Origin of the sequence: Vibrio tapetis subsp. quintayensis, from assembly GCF_030409945.1 — a bacterium.
In the GTDB taxonomy this organism is placed as follows: Bacteria; Pseudomonadota; Gammaproteobacteria; order Enterobacterales; family Vibrionaceae; genus Vibrio; species Vibrio quintayensis.
On sequence record NZ_JAUFQV010000026.1, the window covers coordinates 443,327 to 463,637 of the forward strand.

Here is a 20,311-nt window from a genome sequence, read left to right on the forward strand (position 1 = left end):
ATGGAAAATACGATGATCTCTAAGAAAAGTTGTACTCTGTCAGTGCTTGCACTGAGTGTATCTGGTGCGTTGTATGCTAACGAAACTCCTTCTAATCCTGAATGGTCAGAACGAAGCCCTATTGTGTTCTGGGGGGACCGAGCAAATGAAGACTGGAGTTATGTCGATGGTTTGACTGAATCGGAAAAGAGTTTTTCGGAAAAACTGAAACGCATTGATTTTGGTGAATCTGGTGATTGGAAAGTGTCGTTTGGCGGCAACTTTAAAGCGTCGTTGGATAACCGCTGGAATCACATGTATGACAGCAGTGATCGTAAAAAAAATGAAGTCCGCACGCGTTTATATCTAAGCTCTGATGTTACCTATCAAGACTGGATGCGTGTGTTTGGTGAAATTCGAACCAATTATACCAATTTGGAAAGCCCTGGTCCCGTTGATGATGGCGGTACTGATGTACATCAACTATTTGCTGAATTTAAGCTTCTTGATGATGGTGAGCAGTTCTTAAGTACACGCCTTGGTCGACAAGAAATTTATTTAAATGACTGGCAAATGATGAACCGTGAGCCTACGCCTGTTCAGTCTAGTTGGAATGCGGCCAGTTTTAAATATCAAGTAAACGGCATTAACTTTGACGCATACTACGGGGAAGAGATATTCCCAACCAGAACTGATGCCGGTTGGGGCGGTAATTGGGATGACAAAGTAAACGGCAATAAATCGGTTGGTTTGTTTGCAAATTGGAAAACAGATTTTGGTTCTATGCAAAGCTATTTAATGAGCAATAAACTGACGAACTCGAGCTTCGTTAATGCGCCAAATGGTGATGTTGACATTCAAGTGCTTGGTTTGCACGCTCATAACTTTGTTAGCGAAGGCTTTGGCTACATGGCTGACGGTATTTACCAGTTTGGTGATCATGCAGGAAAAGACATTTCTGCCTACATGGGTTACTTAGACCTTAATTACAACTGGAAAGCTGATTGGAATTACCGCTTAGGCATGAATATGCACTATGCTTCTGGTTCTAGTAAAGACAGTGATAAAGTAAATACCTTTAACCCATTATGGACAGGGGACCCTCTGGGCTTTGCACATGATGGAGCATACGGAAACGCAATACAGTTAGGTTCTTATACTGTGATTGAATACATGCCAAAACAGAGTGTGATTGCCGGTTTTATGTCGACGTGGAGAGCCAACACTGAAGACGCGATTTATACGTTAAATCAAGATGTGTTGTTTGGGGCAAACTCAGACGAAAAATACGCATACACACAGTTTTACTTACAGTTCCATAATTACCTCACGACGAATGTAAAAGTAGAAAGCAACTTCTACTATGCATTGGATAGCCAATACACCCGAGATGTTGTTGGCGAGAATAGCAGTAACATTGCCCGTGTTGAACTGGCCCTTATTTACAATTTCTAATAATTAAGTAGTCCTGTCCTAATTTTGCGCCTAGTCTTATAGCTAGGCGCTTTTTTTTGTGCTTAACGTTTTAAGTATCAATGTGCTAGTATCGCCGCGAATTTATCTTGTGAGGTCCTATGGTTAAGAGCTTTCAACTGTTGGGTGTAAAAGAGAAATGCAGCGTACAACGAGCGCAGCAGCAACATCAGCAATTGCATCAGCTGATCCAACAATCTGATCATGTGCCAGAGCCTTTACTTAATTTGATCGATAAAGCGTTAGAGCGTATCGAGCAAGGTAAAGGTTCCGACAGCTTATTTGGTGTAGACGAAAAACTGATGCTTAAGATCGTAGCGATGCACCAAAAAGTGAATTCGCTTGAACAGCAGAATTACGTTTTGAGGAACCAGCTTCGTCATCAAGAGAGTCGTGAGTTAATCGAAGATCACGATCTACATAGACCTACCCAATTTAAATGGGGGCTTCTAGCTGCTTTTGTATTGTTTGGTTTGGTTTTTGTGCTTACAAATTCTGGGGTGTTACGGAACCCTTATTTACCAGATAATGAGCCTTTAATTGCTAAACAGTTAGATTCAAGCTACACCAGTAATCTAGGTAATATTTCGACCATTAGATGGAGTCACATGACCTTTAAAGGAAGTGGCTACTTAGCGATTCGAAATGAAACGGGCTCATTACTAGTAAGAGAATGTGTTGGTACTTGGTATCACCTAATCCCGACTGAACGAGCTTCATCTGGAGTATGGCTGGAGGCTAAGTTGGTTGGACAATATCAGAAATTTCTTATTTACAATATCGATCGTCCTGCAACCCGAGGGAAAAAGCTACTTAGCAATGATGAAGAGTTTTCATCGCAAGGTCTAAGTGAGATAAGTCATATGGGCTGCCCTTAATCATTTTCCTTCTTACCGCTTTTTGAACACCCCTAAACGAAAAAAGCCAGCAAGGAGCGTGCTGGCTTGGGTGCGCTTGGGGGAGGTGCGCTAAAGGCCGTTGAATTACGGTTTTTCAACTAGCCTATAATGGTCTCCATCTTTGATCACGGAGACATTAAAACCGTTTTGTTTAAGGGCGTCGTAGTTGTGTCCTGCCACGGCTGGCCAAACTGCCATAGCAGACAGGCGGGTTTTACCAGTATTAACGAGGCGGTGTGCCAAATAACTACCAATATGGTGAACACTGCCAGCAAAAACGTTCTCAACACGAACTTCACCTTGTTCGTCTTGTAAAACCAGCAAGCCTTCTCCTTGGCAACCTAAATAGAATTCAGCTTGTTCAATGCGTTGGTGGAAGTGCCCACGGGTCATATAAAATTCATCACCGACGGTGCCTGCTTCAAGGTGTGTGACACCAAAATTGAGTTCACCTTCCGCACTTTGGGCGGGTAACATTTCCACTTGGTAAACCGTTTGTTCACTATCCTTAGCTTGATAAGCGTCAGTATCACGAAAAACACCTTGTAGATCGGATAGCTTGGTCACTTTAGATTGTTTGTTGATGGTATTGATTTGACCGGTATTGAAATCAATACTTGGTGATATTGAGAGAGCTATTGGCATGAGATCCCCTTATTGGCAATGCGGTTGAGTTCACTAAATGCGAGAAACAGGTGGTAGAAAGTGCTGGCCGGTGAGTTGTGGTGAAGTGCTTGACCATATTGATCCAACTGATCTATCCATAAACCGGACTTAGCGGGTGTTAGATAGAAATCGAAAATTCGCTCTACGGCGTCAATGATGTTATCTCGGTAACAAGGGAGACGGCTGTCTTCCCATAAAGCAATCTGAGCTTTTAGATATTCTGTCTGGCACCATAATCGCGAAGTAGAACGGAATGGTGTTCCATCGAAAAGCACTTCATCTCTAACCAGTCCATTAGGATTATGACCGTATTGGTTGGCAAATTGCTCTAGTGTCGTAATGTGAGCTGAAATATCGGTTCCAGAAAGTTTACGGTAATGGTGTAAAAGCCATATCCACTCGTAGTGATGGCCAGGGTCAACTTGATGACTAAGAGGGTGCTGGCTACGCCACGTAGCGGTGAAAAACTCGGCTAAATAGCCTTCATTTGAGTGGTTTTTGCGTAGAAAAATGGTTTCAAATAAGCGGTATATGGATTGAGCTCGTGTTAGCCAAATAGTGTCACCGGTTAACTCATAGCAAACCATGAGCGCTTCAAATAAATGCATGTGCGGATTTTGACAGCGAAGTTGATTTTCGTTTGTCGACGAGCGGAATCCTGGCGTGAATGGGGCTTGCAGTGAAGATTCAAACCATTGGTAAATTCGTTCGAGTTCCTGCTCACTGTCAGGGTCTAACGTTAAGTGGTAATGCCACGCATACCCCAGCAGAGCAAAAGCGTGTTCATAGGCATTGGCGCTGTTATCGTTTGGCTTTAGCTGTTCGTCTAGTGAAAAGACAAATTCACCGCTCTGGTTATAAAAGCGGGGAAGCCCTTTTTGGATGCACTGGTCAACTTGGTTACGTGAGCTAATTAGCCCCTGTAGATGGGCGTGGCTGAATACATAGATTTGTCGTGGTTGAACCCGAAAGCGACGTGCGTTTTCTTGATAGGGGTTACCGTCGGCATAAAGCCCTTCATGAAATAGTGCGGATTCAGGTGAAAAGCCTGATTTTAGCCACGTTGGTAGTGCCTGTTGGATCAACCACTTTTGGCACCGTTGCGCTTGAGAATGAATGGTATTCATTGTGTCTTCCGTTAAATATAAGAGGGCCGAAGCCCCCTAAATTAAGAGATGATTAGAACAAGCCGACCGCAACACCGAGTGCGGATAGCGCCACCAACGACAACATGGCTTTGACTGGGCTTAAATTTTTCTTCGCCATGGCATACCACGTCCCAAGTACGACGAGTAGCGGTAGCAGTTTAGGGAAGATGCCGTCAATCATGGCTTGAACATGGATATTCACCCCGTCGCTAGTCACGTATTCTAGTCCTGTACTTAGGTTGACGTAACTTGCTGCTACTCCGCCCATAACAAACACCCCAAGTAATGACAGTGCTTCTCGAATTTTGGTGGATTTATGACTCACCAGCACCTCTACCGAACCTGCCCCCATTTTGTAGCCCTTCATAAATAGCGCATACGAGCCAAAAATGACGATGACATTAAATGAAATAATGTAGAACAGCGGCCCAAGAATGTTGCCGCCAGCGGCGAGCGCCATACCAATACTAAGTAAGATTGGGATAAGCATGCCCGGGATCATCGAATCGCCAATGCCGGCAACCGGCCCCATTAGGCCGACTTTTAAGGTGTTAATGGTTTCACCATCAACCGGTTCGCCATTGGCCTTTTTCTCTTCCAGCCCGACAGCCATACCAGATATGATGGCGCCCAGTTGTGGCTCAGTGTTATAAAACGACGCGTGACGTTTCATCGCTTCTTGGCGTTTATCCTTATTTGGGTAGAGTTTTTTTAGTGCGGGCATCATGCCAAGGCAAAAGCCAAAGGATTCCAAACGCTCAAAGCTCATTGAGGAAAGGTTATACATCATCCATGCGCGCCAACATTTAGTCAGGTCTTTCTTATCCAACGCAATTTGGCTGTTTTCGATGCTGTTTTGAGTTGTATTAGTCATTAGAATTCGTCCTCATCGTCGTCCATTACTTGAGCCGATGCGGCAGGCGCTGGCTGCGGATCTGGTTTGTAGTTGTAGTGGAGCAGTGCCAGTAGAGCCCCTACCATAACTAGGCCAACCATATTGAGCTTAAGGAACACGATGCCAACAAACCCAACGAGGAAGTAGATCAGCATAGTGGACTCTTTGATGATTTGTTTAAGCAAGATAGCGATACCAACGGCAGGCAAAATACCTCCGAGTACCGTCATTGTATTGATCACCAAGTCGGGCAAACTGGCCATAAAGCCTTCGATGTATTGATTACCAAAGTAGACCGCGATAAAAGTTGGAATAAAGCGCATTAAGAAGTTGGTGATTTGCGGATAAATGGCGGTGTTCATGTAAACGCCTTTATCATCGCCATCTTCGATGGATAAGTCCGCTCGGTGGTTCCAATAGGAGTTGAGTACCATCATAAAGTTGAAAATGATGGTGCCCGCGATACCGATGGTGGCAGCAATGGCGACGGCCACTTCGACCCCTTGCCCTGACATTACGCCAAGGGCGACGGCGGGATAAGCGACAAAGTTTAGGTCTGCGGGCATTGCACCGCCAGGGGTTACCATCGCGATATATACGGCCTGAACGGCAACCCCGACCATGATCCCCGTTTGCAGGTCGCCCAATATCAATCCGACTAACATACCGGATACCAGTGGGCGGGTGAGGGTGTACCATCCTCCTGTTAGGCCAAGTAGCCAAGGGGTGGATAGTGCGCCGAGATAACAGAGTATCCCGATTAAGACAGCTTCAAAAAACATAATATAGTCCTTTAGTTCACGTCATTTTTTATTTGTTTAATTTGGCTTGTGCATCTTGCCAGGTGTAGGAACTGGCGTCGGGCACGAGTCGGAAGTCGATCTGATGACCAAGTGTTGTTAAGTAATCGAATGCGGCGATCTCTTCTGGATTTACACATTGATTACTGCCAATGGTGACGGTGTTGGCGCGGGCACTCATTGGCCCAACGTTAATGTTGTTATTTAAGTTTTGGAGGTCGATCCCTGCTTTGCAGATGTTCTCCAATGTCACTGGCGACTTGGCAATTACGAAGTATTTCTTCTCGCTGGCAATCACTTTTGGCAGCTTGGCAATGGCGGTTTGGGTGTCAAATAGCCATACTTTTACATCAGTGACGGCGCCTTTCATTACTTGAGATAGCAAGGGGTCAGCGGCAACCGCGTCGTCAATCGCGACGATACCGTCACAAGGACGTTCTTTAGCCCAACGGGTCATTAATTGACCGTGGATCACTCGGTCGTCAATTCGTACAAATGAAATAGCCATGTTTGCTCCTTAAAAATCGTCGTCTTGTTCCACTGTCGTCGGTCTTTTTGCCACTACGATGGTGCCAAGCGCTTCTTGTTGTAGGGTATGGGCAACCGAGGTTGGGTTGTTCTCTTCGGTTAAGTCGGCTGCCATTAATAGGGTGGGGAAGTTAATCCCAGTTAATACAGTTACTGGGACAGACAATCTGTCATCGAAAGCATAGGTGCAGGCTACGTTATAGGGAGTGCCGCATTCGAGATCGCACAGAACCACGATGCCGTTCAAATTTTGCTGCTGAAGCGCAAGCATGTGGGTAGCAAAATCTTGTTTAAACCGTTCAATACCACCAACTTCGGTGAGAGAGAGGCTGGAAGTATTGGGTAGCTCACCAAACACCATTTTCGCGCTGGTAATCAGGGCGTTGGCTAGTGGGCCGTGAGTCGCTATAACAAAGTGAATCATGATTAACCTCTCACGTAAGCTTTGATTGTGGCGAGCGTTTTTTGGTCGCTCTGTTCGCAAGGTTGAATTTGGTATTCATCGACGTTGGCTGGAATGATAAACGTTTCTGCATAATGGACGACAAATGGGGCAAACTGGTGAGTTGGGCTGCTTACTACGGCTTCGCGCCCTTCCACTAAGTTAAGTACATTTACTTTGCCTCCGGTTCTATGCAAAACAGGTTTGCTAAACCAATGACGGCGAGTTTCGATGAACTCTCGCTCATGTAGACCCGTGCGCTCTTCTTTCCAGCCATCGCCTTCACCTAGTGGCGTTACAGCATTGACTAGGTTGTCAGTAACCCATTGTGTATCGCGATCCCACTGAATCACTTCCTTACCGTGATCCAAATGAACGGGGCGTGGCTGCCCGTCTAATCCGATTCGGTCCCAATCCCATAACTTAAAGGTGAATATGTAAGGAGTGGCGCTGATCTCTAGCACCATTGAGTTTGCGCCAGAGCAGTGAATGGTGCCCGCAGGGATCAAAAAGTGATCGTGTTTCTTAGCCGGGAATTGATTAATAAACCGCTCATCGTCAAAAGACTTCTCGCCCCGTTGGGCTGCGTGTAAGTCGGCCATCATATCGTCTGGGTCAATGCCTGTTTTTGTACCCAGATAAACGCTTGCATCGTCACCGACATCCAGCATGTAGTAACTTTCATCTTGGGTATAGTGCATGCCGAATTCCTGTTGGATGTATTCGGTCAGTGGGTGAACTTGTAAGCTTAAGTGTTGACCTTGCATGGTATCGAGAAAGTCGAAACGAATAGGGAATTCAGCGCCAAATCTCGCATGAACTTCTTCTCCTAGAAGCGCTTTTGGTTCGAGCATGACGAGGTTTTGTGATGGGATCTCGATGATGATGTCGTTGTATTTAAGCAGTAAACTGTTCTCTTCTGGTACGCAATCAAAACACCAAGCATAGTTTTGTTTACTTGGGTCAAGATCGCACACCTCTTTCATCCATTGGCCGCCCCAAACTCCCGGGTCGAAAAAAGGAACAAGACGAAATGGTTGTTCGGTGGTTTGTTTTAACCCCGAGATCAGTGCCTGTCCTGTCAATAGCTTGGGTGTATTGATGTTGTTGGTGTCGAGTAGGAAATCAGCCTGAGGCAACAATTTGCTTTTGTAGCGGTCGAATACGCGCCATTCGATAAAGAAAGAACGTTTGTAACGGCGCAGCAGATCTTCATCGAAGTTATTAACGCCCCAGTTGCCTAGCTCGCCGCGACGAAAGCGCTGCTGAATCTCCCAGCGCGCTAGATCGGCGTAAATCAACGTATCAGCATTAGCAAAAAGAGACGCTCCGTGGCCGTAAACCACAACCAAGCCAGACTCAATTCGTTCTATTTGTTGCTGTAGGTCGCAAAGTTTGTCCCTATCAAAGAACTCATCTAATTTATGGGGAGCGATAACACCGAATACTCGGTCGTCGGTGATGTGGCGTTCTAGCATGTCGAAGATGCGTTCTTCGCTGTATTTAGCTTGATCGGTAAAGAAAAGGTGTTTGCCACCTAAAGGGGTGATTAGGTGTGTCAGTAGATCATCGTGATTAACCCCATGGTAGGTATCAATCACTAAAACATGCTTGCTGCCCGATTCAATGCGAGTTTGAATTTCACGGGTAATCTCTGGCCAATTTTGCCAAGCGTGGTGATCAAATCCCGTGACAGTGACGTGGGGAAACTTGTCGTAATTCGGGCTTTCAGATAGATACGTCATAAATCATCCTTCGTTTGTTTTCTGTTGATATATTAATCAGCAAACGTGAAACACGGCAAATTGGTTAACGTGGTTAACCCGTCAATTAAGCCCGACTGAAGTACGTTCGGCTGATAAACGTCGGTCAGATCACAGCATCAAACGGTTAAAAAAGCTCCAATTAAGGTTAATCGATTAACCTAGGTGTTAACCACAGGAGATGTCATGGGTAAGGCGACGATTGCGGATGTTGCGAAGTATTGCCAAGTGTCGACGGCAACGGTGTCGATGGTGTTGACCAATAAGGGGCGTATTTCGGAGGCAACCCGCGCTAAAGTACTTAAAGCGGTAGATGATCTTGGTTATATCTACAATCAAGCAGCCGCGAACTTGCGCCACAAACGCAGCAATCTCGTGGGGTTACTTATTCCTGATATTACTAACCCATTCTATGCTGAGCTTATTGCTGGACTAAGCCATTGGCTGGAAGAAAATGACTCATTGTTATTTCTTGCAAATGCGGAAGAAAATGTTGCTAGGCAAGATAAATTTATTGAATCCTTGATAAGCCAGAATGCAGGAGGGCTAGTGCTATGCCCAGCAAAAGACACCGATGTGAGCTTTCTTAATACGGTAAGAGGTCGAGGTTTTCCTATCGTACTTGCAGTGCGTCCGGTGGGAGAAGATCAGTTTGATTATGTCGGTACCAACAATTTCATGGGGTTGCAGGCCGCGACAGAGCATTTAATTAACCTTGGTCATCGAAATATTGCATTTATTGGTGGCTTAGAGGGCTCTCAAACTCGCTCACATCGTCTTGGTGGTTACATGTCTAAGCTGCTTGAACATGGTATTTCTCCTCAAGAAAAATACATTTTAAGTTGCGGTGCAAGCCGACCGGAAGGTGCGACGGCGACCAAAAATATGCTTAAACAAAATCCGGAGATTACCGCCGTTATTGGGTATCAAGACATTGTAGCTTTTGGTGTAATGCGGGCGATTAAAGACATGGGGATGAAGGTAGGTGAAGACATTGCCGTGGTTGGGTTTGATGATGTACCTGAAGCGACAGACACGATTCCTAGTTTAACGACTATTTCTGTTTCAGCTCGTCAAATTGGTAGAGCAGCAGGCGAGATCCTTTTAACTAGGATGAAAGGAGGAGATAAGCCTATTAAGAGTCTTATTTTCCCGCCAAAGTTAATTGTACGCAGCTCCTGTGGTTCAAATGAGTGATGGGCTACCTCACATAACCCGCAATTGCGCTTACGTACCAGTGGTGAAGTTTACCATTGGGTAATTCTATCCAGAGATCATTCTTGTATTGGGTGATTTTGCCATTGACCGTAATTGTTAGGGTATGGTCTTCATTGTCAGTCAAGCGGACAAACGGGTCGCTGGTAATCAGGAAAGGTTCAATATCACTGACATTAGTATCATCTGTTATTACATAATAATGGTACATAGGGTCAATTTCCGGATCGGTTGAGATACTGCGAAATCCGACCATTTTGAACGGAGCATCTGAAAATGGTGCGTCGAGAACTTGTTTTTCAAGTGTTGATTGGGCTGGCATCAACAACCAAGCTGCAAATGCGACAGTACAAAATAGGGCGATGAATAAAATGGATTTTAGAACTTTCATGATCGGTTGGTCTGATATTTAAGGTGAGCGCTGATAATACCATGCAAAACATAGCTCACCATCATATTCATGTTGCTAGTCGTTTGCCTAGTGTCTCATCTACTGTCTATGAGTCAGTCATTAGAAAACTCTGGTAGGCGATGTTCGTTTGTCTGAGTGCTGAAGAAATCATCATAATTGTCATTTTTTGATGAATTTTAAATCTATTGAGTGGTTACGTATTGCAAATTTGTCCATTCAGGTGCAGCCTTTCCAAAAAACATTCTATGACTGAATAGGAACCAACGAATGAAATGGACAAAAGCAATTGTCGGCTTAGCGGCGTTAACCTGCGCAAACATTGCGATGGCTGAAGTGAAGCTGGTATTTCCTGATACGGTAGATATCATCGTTGCTAATGAGTACGGCGTAAATATGAAGTCAGGTGGCTTGTTCTCATCGACTAAGAGCGTCACATTACCTGATGGAGTGAACCAAATTGTGTTCCGTTTCACTCCGTATTTTGAGCAGGGTAACGATCGCGTTAAAGTACCAAGTGAGCCTATTGTCGCGAAATTTGATGCTTATGATACGGAATTAGAATTCCAACTCCCTAAGTATCGTGATGCTCGTCAGGCGGAAGCAAACATCGACACGATGGAGTGGGCTTTGGTAGACGAAAGTGGCGCATCGATTCAAATTGTTGAAGATAAGCTGATCAAGCATGGCTTCCAGATGAGCCGTGATCTACAACGTGAAATTCAAGACTATAATCGCCAAGGTAAAGGCGTTGCTGTGATAGCAACAGCCACATCAACAACTGCGTCGACCGATGCAGGGGCGATGAAAAGCGGTGCAAGTGGTGACTCTACGGCTGAAGAAATGCTGCATTTTTGGTACGATAAAGCCGATGCAGAAACTCAAGCTCGATTCAAAGATTATGTGAATCAAAAATAGCAACACGACAAAACTCTGCGTTTTGATAATGATAAACCAAAATTGGACGATGTTCAGTTTTGGTTTTTTGCCATCTTCCTTCCAAAAAAACAATTTCATTTTTAAATTAATATAAAATAACGCGCATAGCCAAGGGTCGTTCAGCTATAAAGAGCAGTTAAACCCACGAAAAATAAGAATAAATATAAAGATCAATGATGGGATTGGTTGGTTTTTTTGAAATATAGATTCTCTAACATCATGTTATTAATAGTTAAATATAAAAAATCCGTGAATATCGACCATTTGAAACTAACCTCGATGGTTATACTGTAAAATTTCTTTACAAGTGGTAACTTATAGTTAGAATGTCGATGATATTCATACCGTAAATTAGAGACATATAAATGAAATCGACACGTTATGGTGACGTGATGGCGGCCATCTCCTTTTTAATTTGGGGACTTTTGCCGCTCTATTATCATTTCCTCCCAAATGCAGCCACGGATGAGTTGCTGGCATTGAGGCTTATTGCTTCAGTTCCTGTTGGGCTATTGATAATAGTGGTAATTCAAGGACGTCTACCTAACTGGTCTGCCATTTTTTCTGACAAACGATCTCTGCTGTTTTCGTTTCTTGCCAGTGCCATGATGAGTATATCGTGGTATAGCTTCACTTGGGCTTTGACCAATGAGCAAGTGATGGAAGCGAGTCTTGGCTTTTTTATAAGCCCTTTGGTGTTCGTCGCTTTGGGTGTCGTGGCGCTAAAAGAAAAGCTCAGTACGGGTAAGAAACTAGGGGTGTTCTTTGCTGCGTTGGGCATTAGTTATCAAGTGTATCAGTATGGACATGCTCCCTATATAGCAATATCGATGGCCGTTTTTTTCGCGCTGTATGGGTTATGCAAAAAGTACATTCGTTATAGTTGGAGTACCGCGTTGTTCATGGAAGCTTTGTTGCTTACTCCGGTCGCACTGGGCTACATGATTTATAAGTCATATACCGTGGGTAGCGTAGCTCTTACGTCTAACTATGATGTGTTCTTACTTTACCTAGGAGCCGCTCCGATCACTTTATTACCTTTGGTATTTTATTCATTGGCAATCAAGTACACCAGCCTCACCAATGTTGGGTTAATGCAATATATAGAACCTAGTTTGCAGTTTGTCTTGGCGGTATTGTTATTTGGTGAAATGTTTGATGAAGTAAAAGTGGTGAGCTTTGGTCTTATATGGTTTGGTTTAGCCATGACGCTAATTGAAACGCTTTGTGTTCGTTATAAACAGCGATCATTGCGAAAGGCGAATCAAGAATAATGTGAGTTAATAATAGGAGCACTTGTCGTGCTCCTATTTGGTTCTTGGCATGCTTACAAATGATCTTCAATGGGCATGATGCCACTAAACCATGCTCCTATTTTCCTAAACATGCTGGCATCAGGTTCACTGGTGTATGTCACACCATTTTGGTGATCAACCCAAATGATGTCTCCATCTTTGGTTTGAATGTCAAAGGCGGCACGGCGCAGTAAGTGGGGCATTTCTTGCCATACTTTGCTTGAGTATTCAGCGTGGTGGATGATAACGCCCATTTCGGTGTTTAAAACCGCGGATCTTGGGTCCCAATTCATTGAACCGACAAACAAGTCTTTTTTATCGATGACAAAGGCTTTTGCGTGCAAGCTGGTGCGCGAACTGCCAGTGATACTCCACTTTTTGGCAATGTGAGCATTGGCTTTCATTTCCCACAACTCGACACCGCCTTCGACCAATTGTTGGCGATATTTTGCATACCAGCCATGGACCGCGAAAACGTCATTGGAAGCCAAAGAATTGGTTACAACGATGATGCGTTTGCCATTTTTTACGGCATCGATCATTTGCTCTGTGCCTTCCTGTGTGGGAACAAAGTACGGCGATATTATAAGAAGCGACTGCTCGGCTTGCTCCAGTAAGGCTGAAAGACTGTCGGTTAGGTCACTTTGTTGAGTTTCGATTTTACTGGGCAAATCATATAAGACTTCCGCCTCCCCCCAGTAGAAATGCAACCCACCATTGATGAGGCGATGGTAGATGGGCAGCTTCTTAAAGTCGTATCGCCCGTGAGAAAATTTTTCAGCTAGGTCAACTTCCACGGCCCAAGTTTCGATTTGCTGTTTTGTTATGGTGGTGGTCTCATCGGAGAGCCATTCAATAGGGATGGCATAATCATCGTTCCAATAGAGATCGAATTGTTCGCCAATTTGTTTGACGGTATTACCTACGAGCAAGAGGTCAAGGTCGCCAAACTCGACACCTGCAGACACGGAGAAGTACTCGTTACCAATGTTGCGACCGCCAATGATGCTAGCTGCGCCATCAACAGACAAAGACTTGTTGTGCATGCGTCGATTCAGTCGATCAAAATCGCTTAAAAGTGCCAACCCACGAGCGGTGCGATATTGATGGGGGTTAAACAGCCGGACTTCGATATTGGGATGATGACTGAATTGGGCCAGTTCGGAATCGTTGCGATTTTGCATGTCATCTAACAATACTCGCACGCGAACTCCGCGCTCAGCCGCTTCAAACAATCGCCAAGATAGAAGTTGGCTCGTTTCGTCATCCCGATAAATATAATACTGAAGATCGATGGTTTCCTGAGCGGCTTCGATGAGTGCGATTCTTGCTAGTAACGCATCATGACCAAGATTCAAAGGTACAAAACCTGTGAGCGTTTCACGTTGCTCTTCCGGTATCGCTAGATATGTGTCTAAGGGGCTACCCAAAGCGTAACCCTGATGATGAGAGGGGGTTTTATCATAGCGTTGAGGATCGATAGTCGTTGAGCATCCTGCCAATGAAGCACAGGACAGCAAAATAATCAGCAGTAAACGGTAAGAGTGAAAATACATTATAAAGACGGACCTTAATTAACGCATACGTTCGCATGGCCGCATATTATGCACAAAGCCAAGTTATCTAGCTATTTGAAACTTATGAATTTAGATAAACAAGATAACAGACGTTGCTCTTACTCTTATAACCTAGTGCATTTGCTTATAGTTTAGTTCAGATTCTCTATACATGAAAACGATTATCAGAATAGACGTTAGAACTGCTATGGGCAATAAAACATCATCAATGCGATGAAATGGACGCTTTGAATAGTTACGTTCTCAGTTGTTTGTTTTTCATGGTTATCTATATGGTATGTTGTGCTATGAACTGGTAGTAATGTGTTGTTTGTCTGAATAATAGCCTTTTTAAACAATAATATAGTATCTATTTATGTTGTTTAGTGTGATTTGAGAGAATTGTATTCTAAATGTATCTAAATATCATTTCAGTTTGTATAATTCGGTCGTTGAAGTTATTGTAGATATTAAATGTGTTGCATTTTTAACCACGCATTGGAACCTTAGCAAGGAGCATTAATGACAGACGATGGTAGTTTATTTCAATGGCAAAGAGTCGGGCACTTTAACCTCCCTATTTGGACGGTTTTATCGGGAACCTTGTTAGCTCGAACTAGTTATTTTATGGCGTGGCCGTTTCTCATCGTATTTCTTTATCAGGATTATGGCGCAAGTGAAATAGAAGTAGGGGCGATGCTCGCGGCCTCGGCGCTTGTTGGCGCATTTACTGGGCTGTATTCCGGTTATCTCTCGGATAAGTTTGGTCGTAAATGGGTCATGGTGACTGGCAGTACCATTGCGGCGTTTGCGTATGCAGGGATTGGACTAGCAGACCAAATTTGGCAATTCTTTGTGTTGATATTATTGACGGGTTTTATGCGGCCGATGATAGAAGCACCCTCAAAAGCTGTGATCAGTGACAATTTGTCCAATTTAAAAGACAGAGAGTTGGCGATGAATATTCGTTACTTTTTGATTAACTTAGGCGGTGCGATTGGGCCATTAATTGGTATTACCTTGGCGCTGGCGCAACCTCAGTCTCTATTTGTCGCCACTGGAATCGTCTATGTTGTTTATGGTGTGTGGTTACTCATTGGTATTGAGCCTAAACTATCCCAGCAAGAAAACGGTGAAACTGAGATTGATAAAAGTTCGGTTCCCAATTTTTCTGCGATTGTGCGAGTGATCAGCAAAGACACCATTTTTGTGAAGTTGATGGTGGCAAACTTCTTGATGATGTTTGTTTATGCTCAGGTCGAATCGTCCATTCCTCAAGTCATTGTACGCTCATCTATACAAGATGCCGGTCAACTCATTGCCAGTTTGGTGTTGGTGAATACGTTAACGATCATCATATTCCAGTTCCCAATGCTGAAGCTAATGGAGCATCTACCACTCTTTGTTCGTACCCGAATTGGCATGGCTTTGATGGGGCTTTCTCAAGTGGGCTTTTTACTGACTCCGGTCGATTCAGTGATTGGCTGGGGGCTAGCATGTTTTGTTTTAAGTATGGGCGAGGTGATAGCGTTTCCAACCTTGAATGTGCAAATAGACCGCTTAGCGCCACCTCATTTAAGAGGCTCCTATTTTGGAGCTGCAGCGTTATACAGCTTAGGTTTTGCTGTTGCCCCGCTTGTTGGTGGCATGGTACTGGGGACGTTAAGCTCTAACTGGCTGTTTGGTCTGTGTATTGTTCTGTGTGGTGTCATGATGGTGCTTTATCGCCGAGTTGAACAAAGTGACGAGCTCGCGAATAGGCCAATGGAAGCCGGGGCGTAGGAATAAGATTTAGAACTTCGAGCTTTATTGATAAAAAGGCATCCATTCATTCGCATGATTGGATGCTTTTTTATTAATAGGAGGTCAATGTAAGTAGTTCGCTAAAAATAGTACTCTAGCGCGGCTTCTACAAAATCATCTTGTCTGCCAAAATAAAGCAAATCTGTCGGGGTATCATTTTGAAGTAACCAGGCATCAATTCGCCATTTCCAATTGTTATTGAATCGGCTTGATGCTTCTACGCGGGCGTTGTACACGTCACTGTTGTCGAGATCCTGAGTTAGCCCGACTAAGATTTCCGTGCCCTGTATGTCATTGGCAACCCATCGAGTACCGATGAATATATCATTTTGGCCTATCGTCTGAGCGTTGTTACCACGGGAGTCGTAGAGGTATTCACTGATTAGGCCAATATCCCAACTACTATCCCATACGCCAATCATGGTGTATTCAAACCCAGTAACAAGACCTGTATGTGTATCTCGGCTGTCTCTATATATGCTCTCCAGTTTCCATAGCCAATCGCCTACGATGCCTTGGAGATCTAACCCCACTTGCGACATTTGTGCGTAATAAGGCGTAATGCCGTTGCTACCCAGTAAGTAATAAGGGTCTCGGTTTGTGCCGTTAAAGTAGCTAAGGCCGATATCCCAATCTCCCAGCATTTGTGTGTAGCGTAGTGCATAGTCAACGTGCTGTGCCTCATGAGAAGATTCGTATTGAGCGTTTTTGCTGATGGGTGCTGGTGGTCTTAATCTACCATTGGAACCTGCGAAAGTACGCTCTCGAAAGTAGGGTAGAACCAGCGCATCCAGCGTTCCCCATTGGCTTGGATAGGTCAAGTGAACCATGGGTTGTCCCAGCTTTTGTTCGCCATCAAGGGACTCAACCGAATCAGACTGGTTGATCACATCAACCAAGTGTGCAGACTCAGTGACGCCCCAGAAAACCTTACTGATGCCGATACGAACTTCCGCAGTGTCGAACAAATGCAAATATTGCGCTTCACGAATATCGGCATGTGTTCGCTCGCCGTCCATGCTATCTAGCCGAGCAAAGGGAGTAAAACTCCAGGCACCATTGTCGGTCTGCCAATACCACTCTGGCTGGGCAGTGATGGATGACTGAGATTTACCCTGGTCATCCAATCCAGATTGAAAGAACTGCCTATGCTCGACGCTGATTTTCCCCGAGACTTCAGCATACAAAGTGGGTGATGCAGTTACCGCTAAGGCGAACCACAGAATCGATGTTTGTTTCATGGCCAATCCTTAGCGAATGCGTTTAAGGGCATTTTTATTGAAATCACTTTCTTTAAGCCCTGTTTTGAATTCCATATCTTGAGTGGTTAGTGTCGTTTTCTTACCGGACTGATGGTTAACCATTTCCATCTTGTGGGCGCGCCAGTATTGGTCTTGATATTGTTCATACTGTGCAAAGGTTAGCGTTTTTAGTAGTGACCCCTTTCGGTCATAGAATTCGACCTTGAGTGGACGGTACTCACCTTGTTCTAACCAAACTAATTGCTTGGTATAACCTGAGTTCTTATCGGTAGGGATTTGCTCCATAACAAAGGTGCTGTAGCCGTTATACTCTTCGTCTTTTAAGTAGTTAAAGGTGTATTTTTCTAACTCAAAGGAGCTTAAGTCTTCATAGGCAAACTCACTGCCCATAAATGGGCCTGATTTGTTGCGAGAAGAGATGCGCTTGACTCGTTTCAGCGCTGGGAGATATAGCCACTGATCGTCTGCTTGTTGTATGTGCGAGTGGTTAAGAAAAGCGGTGCCTTTTACATCCCTTGGTTGGTCAAATATGGTTAAGCCTTTATCACCGTCTTGTTCTACCTCCAATGACTTCATTCGCATTAGTCTTGTGCTGCTTTCTCCGTGAGCGTTGCTCAGTTCCATATTCATTGTTGCTGTTGAATCTTGCCAGCCGGTATCTCTTGCTTTTCGTTCCATAGCGATTTCAAGCCCACGAGACGCGTCGGCAAAAACACTGACACTAAATAATGTCGCGGTCATCAACAGAGTAAAGCGGGCAATGGTGTTAAATGATGTATTCATGGTTAGTCCTTTAAATTGAGTCGTTGTTTGACAGGGCTAAGTCCGTCCTTAGCCCTGTCGTTTTTTTATGCTTGCTGCGGGCTTGGGTTGTTTGCTTGATTGATGGCATCGTTTGTTTGGGATTCTGGCTGGGTATCTTTGTCAAACATCATCAACAAAGTAGGCAGGAAGATGAAGTCCACCACTAGAGCCAAGAAGATGACTAGAGCACTAAGTTGGCCCATATCTGCGTTAAGCCTAAACGACGACAAACCTAAGATTGCGAAGCCTGCGACAAGCACTATGGTCGTAATGACCAATGCTCTTCCCACCGTGTGGAACGCATACCTAACGGCTTGTTCTGCGTTGTTTCCCTCTTTTCGAGCTCGTTGGTATTTGCTAAGGAAGTGAACGGCGTCGTCGACCACAATGCCTAACGTTAAGGTAACCACCACAGAAAGACCTAAGTTGATCTCCCCTGAATACAGCGCCCAAATACCAAAGCCAATAACGGCCGGAGCCATGTTGGGCACGATGCTGATTAGCCCCAATTTGAACGAACGCAGAGCAAATATCATGAGGCCGGAAATGAGAATTAAGGTGATGGGTAACGTAGCTAGCATGCTAGCCATATTGGCTTCACCGATGTGAGCAAACATGAGTGAGGGGCTAGACGCTTGAATTTGATACTGGGGTGCATTGTCGGCAAACCATTGATGGATACGTTGTTCAATATCGACCAGTTGCTTGCTGCCTAAGTTCTGAGTCGTTAGCATCATGCGGACCGAAGACTTATCAATGTTGATCTGATTATTGAGATCGAGCCCGTAGGGCAATGACATCTCATACATTAATAAGTATTGCGCGGCGAGCTCTCGGTTGAGTGGCAACTGGTAATAGGTTGGATCATCACCGTGCATGTTTTGGTTTAGGCGCTTGTATACATCGGAAAGGGACGCAACGTGATCCGTTTCGGGTTGTGCACGCAGCCAATCGGTGAATTCACCAAGCACCGTCAAGAATTTCGGGTCAGCGATGCCTTGAGATTCTCCAGTTTTAACCGCAATTGCGATGTTGGTCATGCCACTGATGCGCTCTTCCATAAAGTCAGCGGCTTGTCTAAAGCTGTTACTGGTATCAAAGTACTTTACTGAGTCGTCGTTAATCTGGTTGAGAGGCAACAATGAGGCGGAAACGGCAATCACTAGTGCTGAAATAGGCAAAAGTGCTTTTCGCTTGGCGACAACAAAATCCCCCAGTCGATCCATATAATTGGGTTTTTGCTCAGCTTGAAGTGTTACTCGAATTGGAAACACTTTGAGCAATGCAGGAAGTAAAGTAAAAGATAAAATGCAGGCGATCATAACGCCAAGAGCGGCCAAGTTACCGAAGTCCCGCAATACCGGAGAGTCAGACATATTCATCATCAAAAAACCGATGGCAGTCGTCACGGAAGTAATCAAAATTGGCATGAAGTTGACCCAAACACTATGAGCTATGGCTTCTTGCTTGCCTTTTCCTTGCAGCATTTCGTGGCGCATCGTCGCAATGACGTGCACACAGTCTGCAACGGCGAGCGTTAATACCAAGGTTGGGATGTTTACGGTTGCAGTGCTTAGGAACATACCCGCCCAACCAGAAAGTCCCATTGTTGCCGCGACAGAACCTATGATGACCAGAAGAGTGGCGATAACGCTAAAGATCGAGCGCAACATTATGGTCAGAAAGAATAATATGACAAGCAACATAGCGGGAACTAACGTTGAACTGTCTTGTTGAGCTGATTCCATAAAAGCGTTGTTTAGTGCAACAATACCTGCCGTGTGAAATTCAATACTAGGGTAGGCTAGCTGGTATTTTGCCAATAAGTCATTGGAAAAATGAACCACTTCAAGCAGTTCTGCGGTCTCGTCGATTTTAGGTATCTGCAACGTTACATTGATTACGGTGACGTCACCGCGTTCTGAAACAACAGACTGTTTAAGGACAGGTTCATTGACAGCAATATCGCGGACTTTGTCTATTCTCTTTGCCGTGTGTTGATATTCTGAATAGAGTAAATCTTCGACAAGTAAGTCATCTTCAAATGCTTCAGTGTGCTGATAATTAGCTAATGAATCGACACGACTAGAGTACGGGATCTGCCACGCATCTGTTGTAAACGCTTGAATCATAGTTAATGTTTCAGGGCTGAATACATTATTGTCTTTTGGCGCAACGATAAAGGCCAGGTTATCTGTTTTATTAAATGTCGCTTGGATTTCTTCAAACGCTTGCAGCTGGGGGTTCGTCCCATCAAAGAAGATGTTGTAATCCCCTCTGAAATATAGGTTTTTTCCTCCAATGATAGCGGTTACGAGTAGTAACGTTGTAAGGAGTAATACCCAGCGCGTATGGCTGATGGGGCTCTTAAGTAAACGGGTAAAGAAGTTCGGTTGTTTGTTCATCACACTCTCCGTTTGTGACGTTTCGTCATA

At 44.5% G+C, this 20,311-nt stretch carries 18 protein-coding genes; 6 read left to right on the plus strand and 12 right to left on the minus strand.

Translation table 11 applies throughout. From position 1 onward, the window contains the following. Positions 1 to 12: 12 nt before the first annotated feature. Complete coding sequence (locus QWZ04_RS12520; protein WP_435433611.1) at positions 13 to 1,434, plus strand: alginate export family protein; 1,422 nt, start codon at positions 13 to 15, stop codon at positions 1,432 to 1,434. A gap of 119 nt (positions 1,435 to 1,553) precedes the next feature. Beyond that, positions 1,554 to 2,330 (plus strand): hypothetical protein, encoded by a 777-nt coding sequence (locus QWZ04_RS12525; RefSeq protein ID WP_290328460.1) that lies wholly within the window; start codon positions 1,554 to 1,556, stop codon positions 2,328 to 2,330. 105 nt (positions 2,331 to 2,435) lie between these two features. Here QWZ04_RS12525 and QWZ04_RS12530 read toward each other — a convergent pair whose 3' ends face one another. The 7 genes from QWZ04_RS12530 to QWZ04_RS12560 are packed head-to-tail and all read right to left on the minus strand — an operon-like array spanning position 2,436 to position 8,575. Beyond that, positions 2,436 to 2,996 (minus strand): glucose-6-phosphate isomerase family protein, encoded by a 561-nt coding sequence (locus QWZ04_RS12530; protein WP_290328462.1) that lies wholly within the window; start codon positions 2,994 to 2,996, stop codon positions 2,436 to 2,438. Continuing rightward, the gene (locus QWZ04_RS12535) at positions 2,987 to 4,144 is read right to left on the minus strand and encodes an AGE family epimerase/isomerase (protein WP_290328464.1); all 1,158 of its coding nucleotides are present in this window, start codon (positions 4,142 to 4,144) and stop codon (positions 2,987 to 2,989) included. Before QWZ04_RS12535 ends, QWZ04_RS12530 begins: the two co-directional genes overlap by 10 nt. 52 nt (positions 4,145 to 4,196) lie before the next feature. Continuing rightward, on the minus strand, positions 4,197 to 5,039 hold the full coding sequence (locus QWZ04_RS12540) for a PTS system mannose/fructose/sorbose family transporter subunit IID (RefSeq protein WP_290328466.1): 843 nt from the start codon (positions 5,037 to 5,039) through the stop codon (positions 4,197 to 4,199). Further along, on the minus strand, positions 5,039 to 5,842 hold the full coding sequence (locus tag QWZ04_RS12545) for a PTS mannose/fructose/sorbose/N-acetylgalactosamine transporter subunit IIC (protein WP_102524867.1): 804 nt from the start codon (positions 5,840 to 5,842) through the stop codon (positions 5,039 to 5,041). The genes QWZ04_RS12540 and QWZ04_RS12545 overlap by 1 nt, the downstream gene beginning before the upstream one ends. A gap of 28 nt (positions 5,843 to 5,870) precedes the next feature. Then, complete coding sequence (locus QWZ04_RS12550; protein WP_102524868.1) at positions 5,871 to 6,368, minus strand: PTS sugar transporter subunit IIB; 498 nt, start codon at positions 6,366 to 6,368, stop codon at positions 5,871 to 5,873. 9 nt (positions 6,369 to 6,377) lie between these two features. Continuing rightward, positions 6,378 to 6,812, minus strand: coding sequence for a PTS sugar transporter subunit IIA (locus QWZ04_RS12555; protein ID WP_290328470.1), 435 nt, complete (start codon positions 6,810 to 6,812; stop codon positions 6,378 to 6,380). A 2-nt stretch (positions 6,813 to 6,814) separates the two neighbouring features. Next, on the minus strand, positions 6,815 to 8,575 hold the full coding sequence (locus tag QWZ04_RS12560; protein WP_290328471.1) for a class I mannose-6-phosphate isomerase: 1,761 nt from the start codon (positions 8,573 to 8,575) through the stop codon (positions 6,815 to 6,817). Between the two features lie 204 nt (positions 8,576 to 8,779). Between QWZ04_RS12560 and QWZ04_RS12565 the strand changes: the two genes are divergently transcribed. Continuing rightward, complete coding sequence (locus tag QWZ04_RS12565) at positions 8,780 to 9,790, plus strand: LacI family DNA-binding transcriptional regulator (protein ID WP_290328473.1); 1,011 nt, start codon at positions 8,780 to 8,782, stop codon at positions 9,788 to 9,790. Between the two features lie 4 nt (positions 9,791 to 9,794). Here QWZ04_RS12565 and QWZ04_RS12570 read toward each other — a convergent pair whose 3' ends face one another. After that, on the minus strand, positions 9,795 to 10,199 hold the full coding sequence (locus QWZ04_RS12570; RefSeq protein WP_290328476.1) for a hypothetical protein: 405 nt from the start codon (positions 10,197 to 10,199) through the stop codon (positions 9,795 to 9,797). 288 nt (positions 10,200 to 10,487) lie between these two features. On the opposite strand from QWZ04_RS12570, the gene QWZ04_RS12575 reads away from it, so the two are divergent. Together QWZ04_RS12575 and rarD are read left to right on the plus strand one after the other, a co-directional pair. Then, complete coding sequence (locus QWZ04_RS12575) at positions 10,488 to 11,135, plus strand: DUF2057 family protein (RefSeq protein ID WP_290328478.1); 648 nt, start codon at positions 10,488 to 10,490, stop codon at positions 11,133 to 11,135. Positions 11,136 to 11,521: 386 nt separating this feature from the next. Beyond that, on the plus strand, positions 11,522 to 12,430 hold the full coding sequence (rarD, locus tag QWZ04_RS12580) for an EamA family transporter RarD (RefSeq protein ID WP_290328480.1): 909 nt from the start codon (positions 11,522 to 11,524) through the stop codon (positions 12,428 to 12,430). Between the two features lie 53 nt (positions 12,431 to 12,483). On the opposite strand, the gene QWZ04_RS12585 is transcribed toward rarD, so the two are convergent. Then, positions 12,484 to 14,007 carry a phospholipase D family protein gene (locus QWZ04_RS12585; protein ID WP_290328482.1) on the minus strand — a complete coding sequence of 508 codons (1,524 nt, stop codon included), beginning with the start codon at positions 14,005 to 14,007 and terminating at the stop codon, positions 12,484 to 12,486. Between the two features lie 522 nt (positions 14,008 to 14,529). Here QWZ04_RS12585 and QWZ04_RS12590 point away from each other — a divergent pair. Next, positions 14,530 to 15,789 (plus strand): MDR family MFS transporter, encoded by a 1,260-nt coding sequence (locus tag QWZ04_RS12590; RefSeq protein WP_290328484.1) that lies wholly within the window; start codon positions 14,530 to 14,532, stop codon positions 15,787 to 15,789. Between the two features lie 101 nt (positions 15,790 to 15,890). On the opposite strand, the gene QWZ04_RS12595 is transcribed toward QWZ04_RS12590, so the two are convergent. From QWZ04_RS12595 to QWZ04_RS12605, 3 genes are all read right to left on the minus strand, one after another. Next, positions 15,891 to 17,051, minus strand: coding sequence for a hypothetical protein (locus QWZ04_RS12595; protein WP_290328486.1), 1,161 nt, complete (start codon positions 17,049 to 17,051; stop codon positions 15,891 to 15,893). A 9-nt stretch (positions 17,052 to 17,060) separates the two neighbouring features. Beyond that, positions 17,061 to 17,813: an outer membrane lipoprotein-sorting protein gene (locus QWZ04_RS12600; protein WP_290328786.1), complete on the minus strand. Its 753-nt coding sequence runs from the start codon at positions 17,811 to 17,813 to the stop codon at positions 17,061 to 17,063. 107 nt (positions 17,814 to 17,920) lie between these two features. Continuing rightward, on the minus strand, positions 17,921 to 20,281 hold the full coding sequence (locus QWZ04_RS12605; RefSeq protein WP_290328487.1) for an efflux RND transporter permease subunit: 2,361 nt from the start codon (positions 20,279 to 20,281) through the stop codon (positions 17,921 to 17,923). Positions 20,282 to 20,311: the final 30 nt, after the last annotated feature.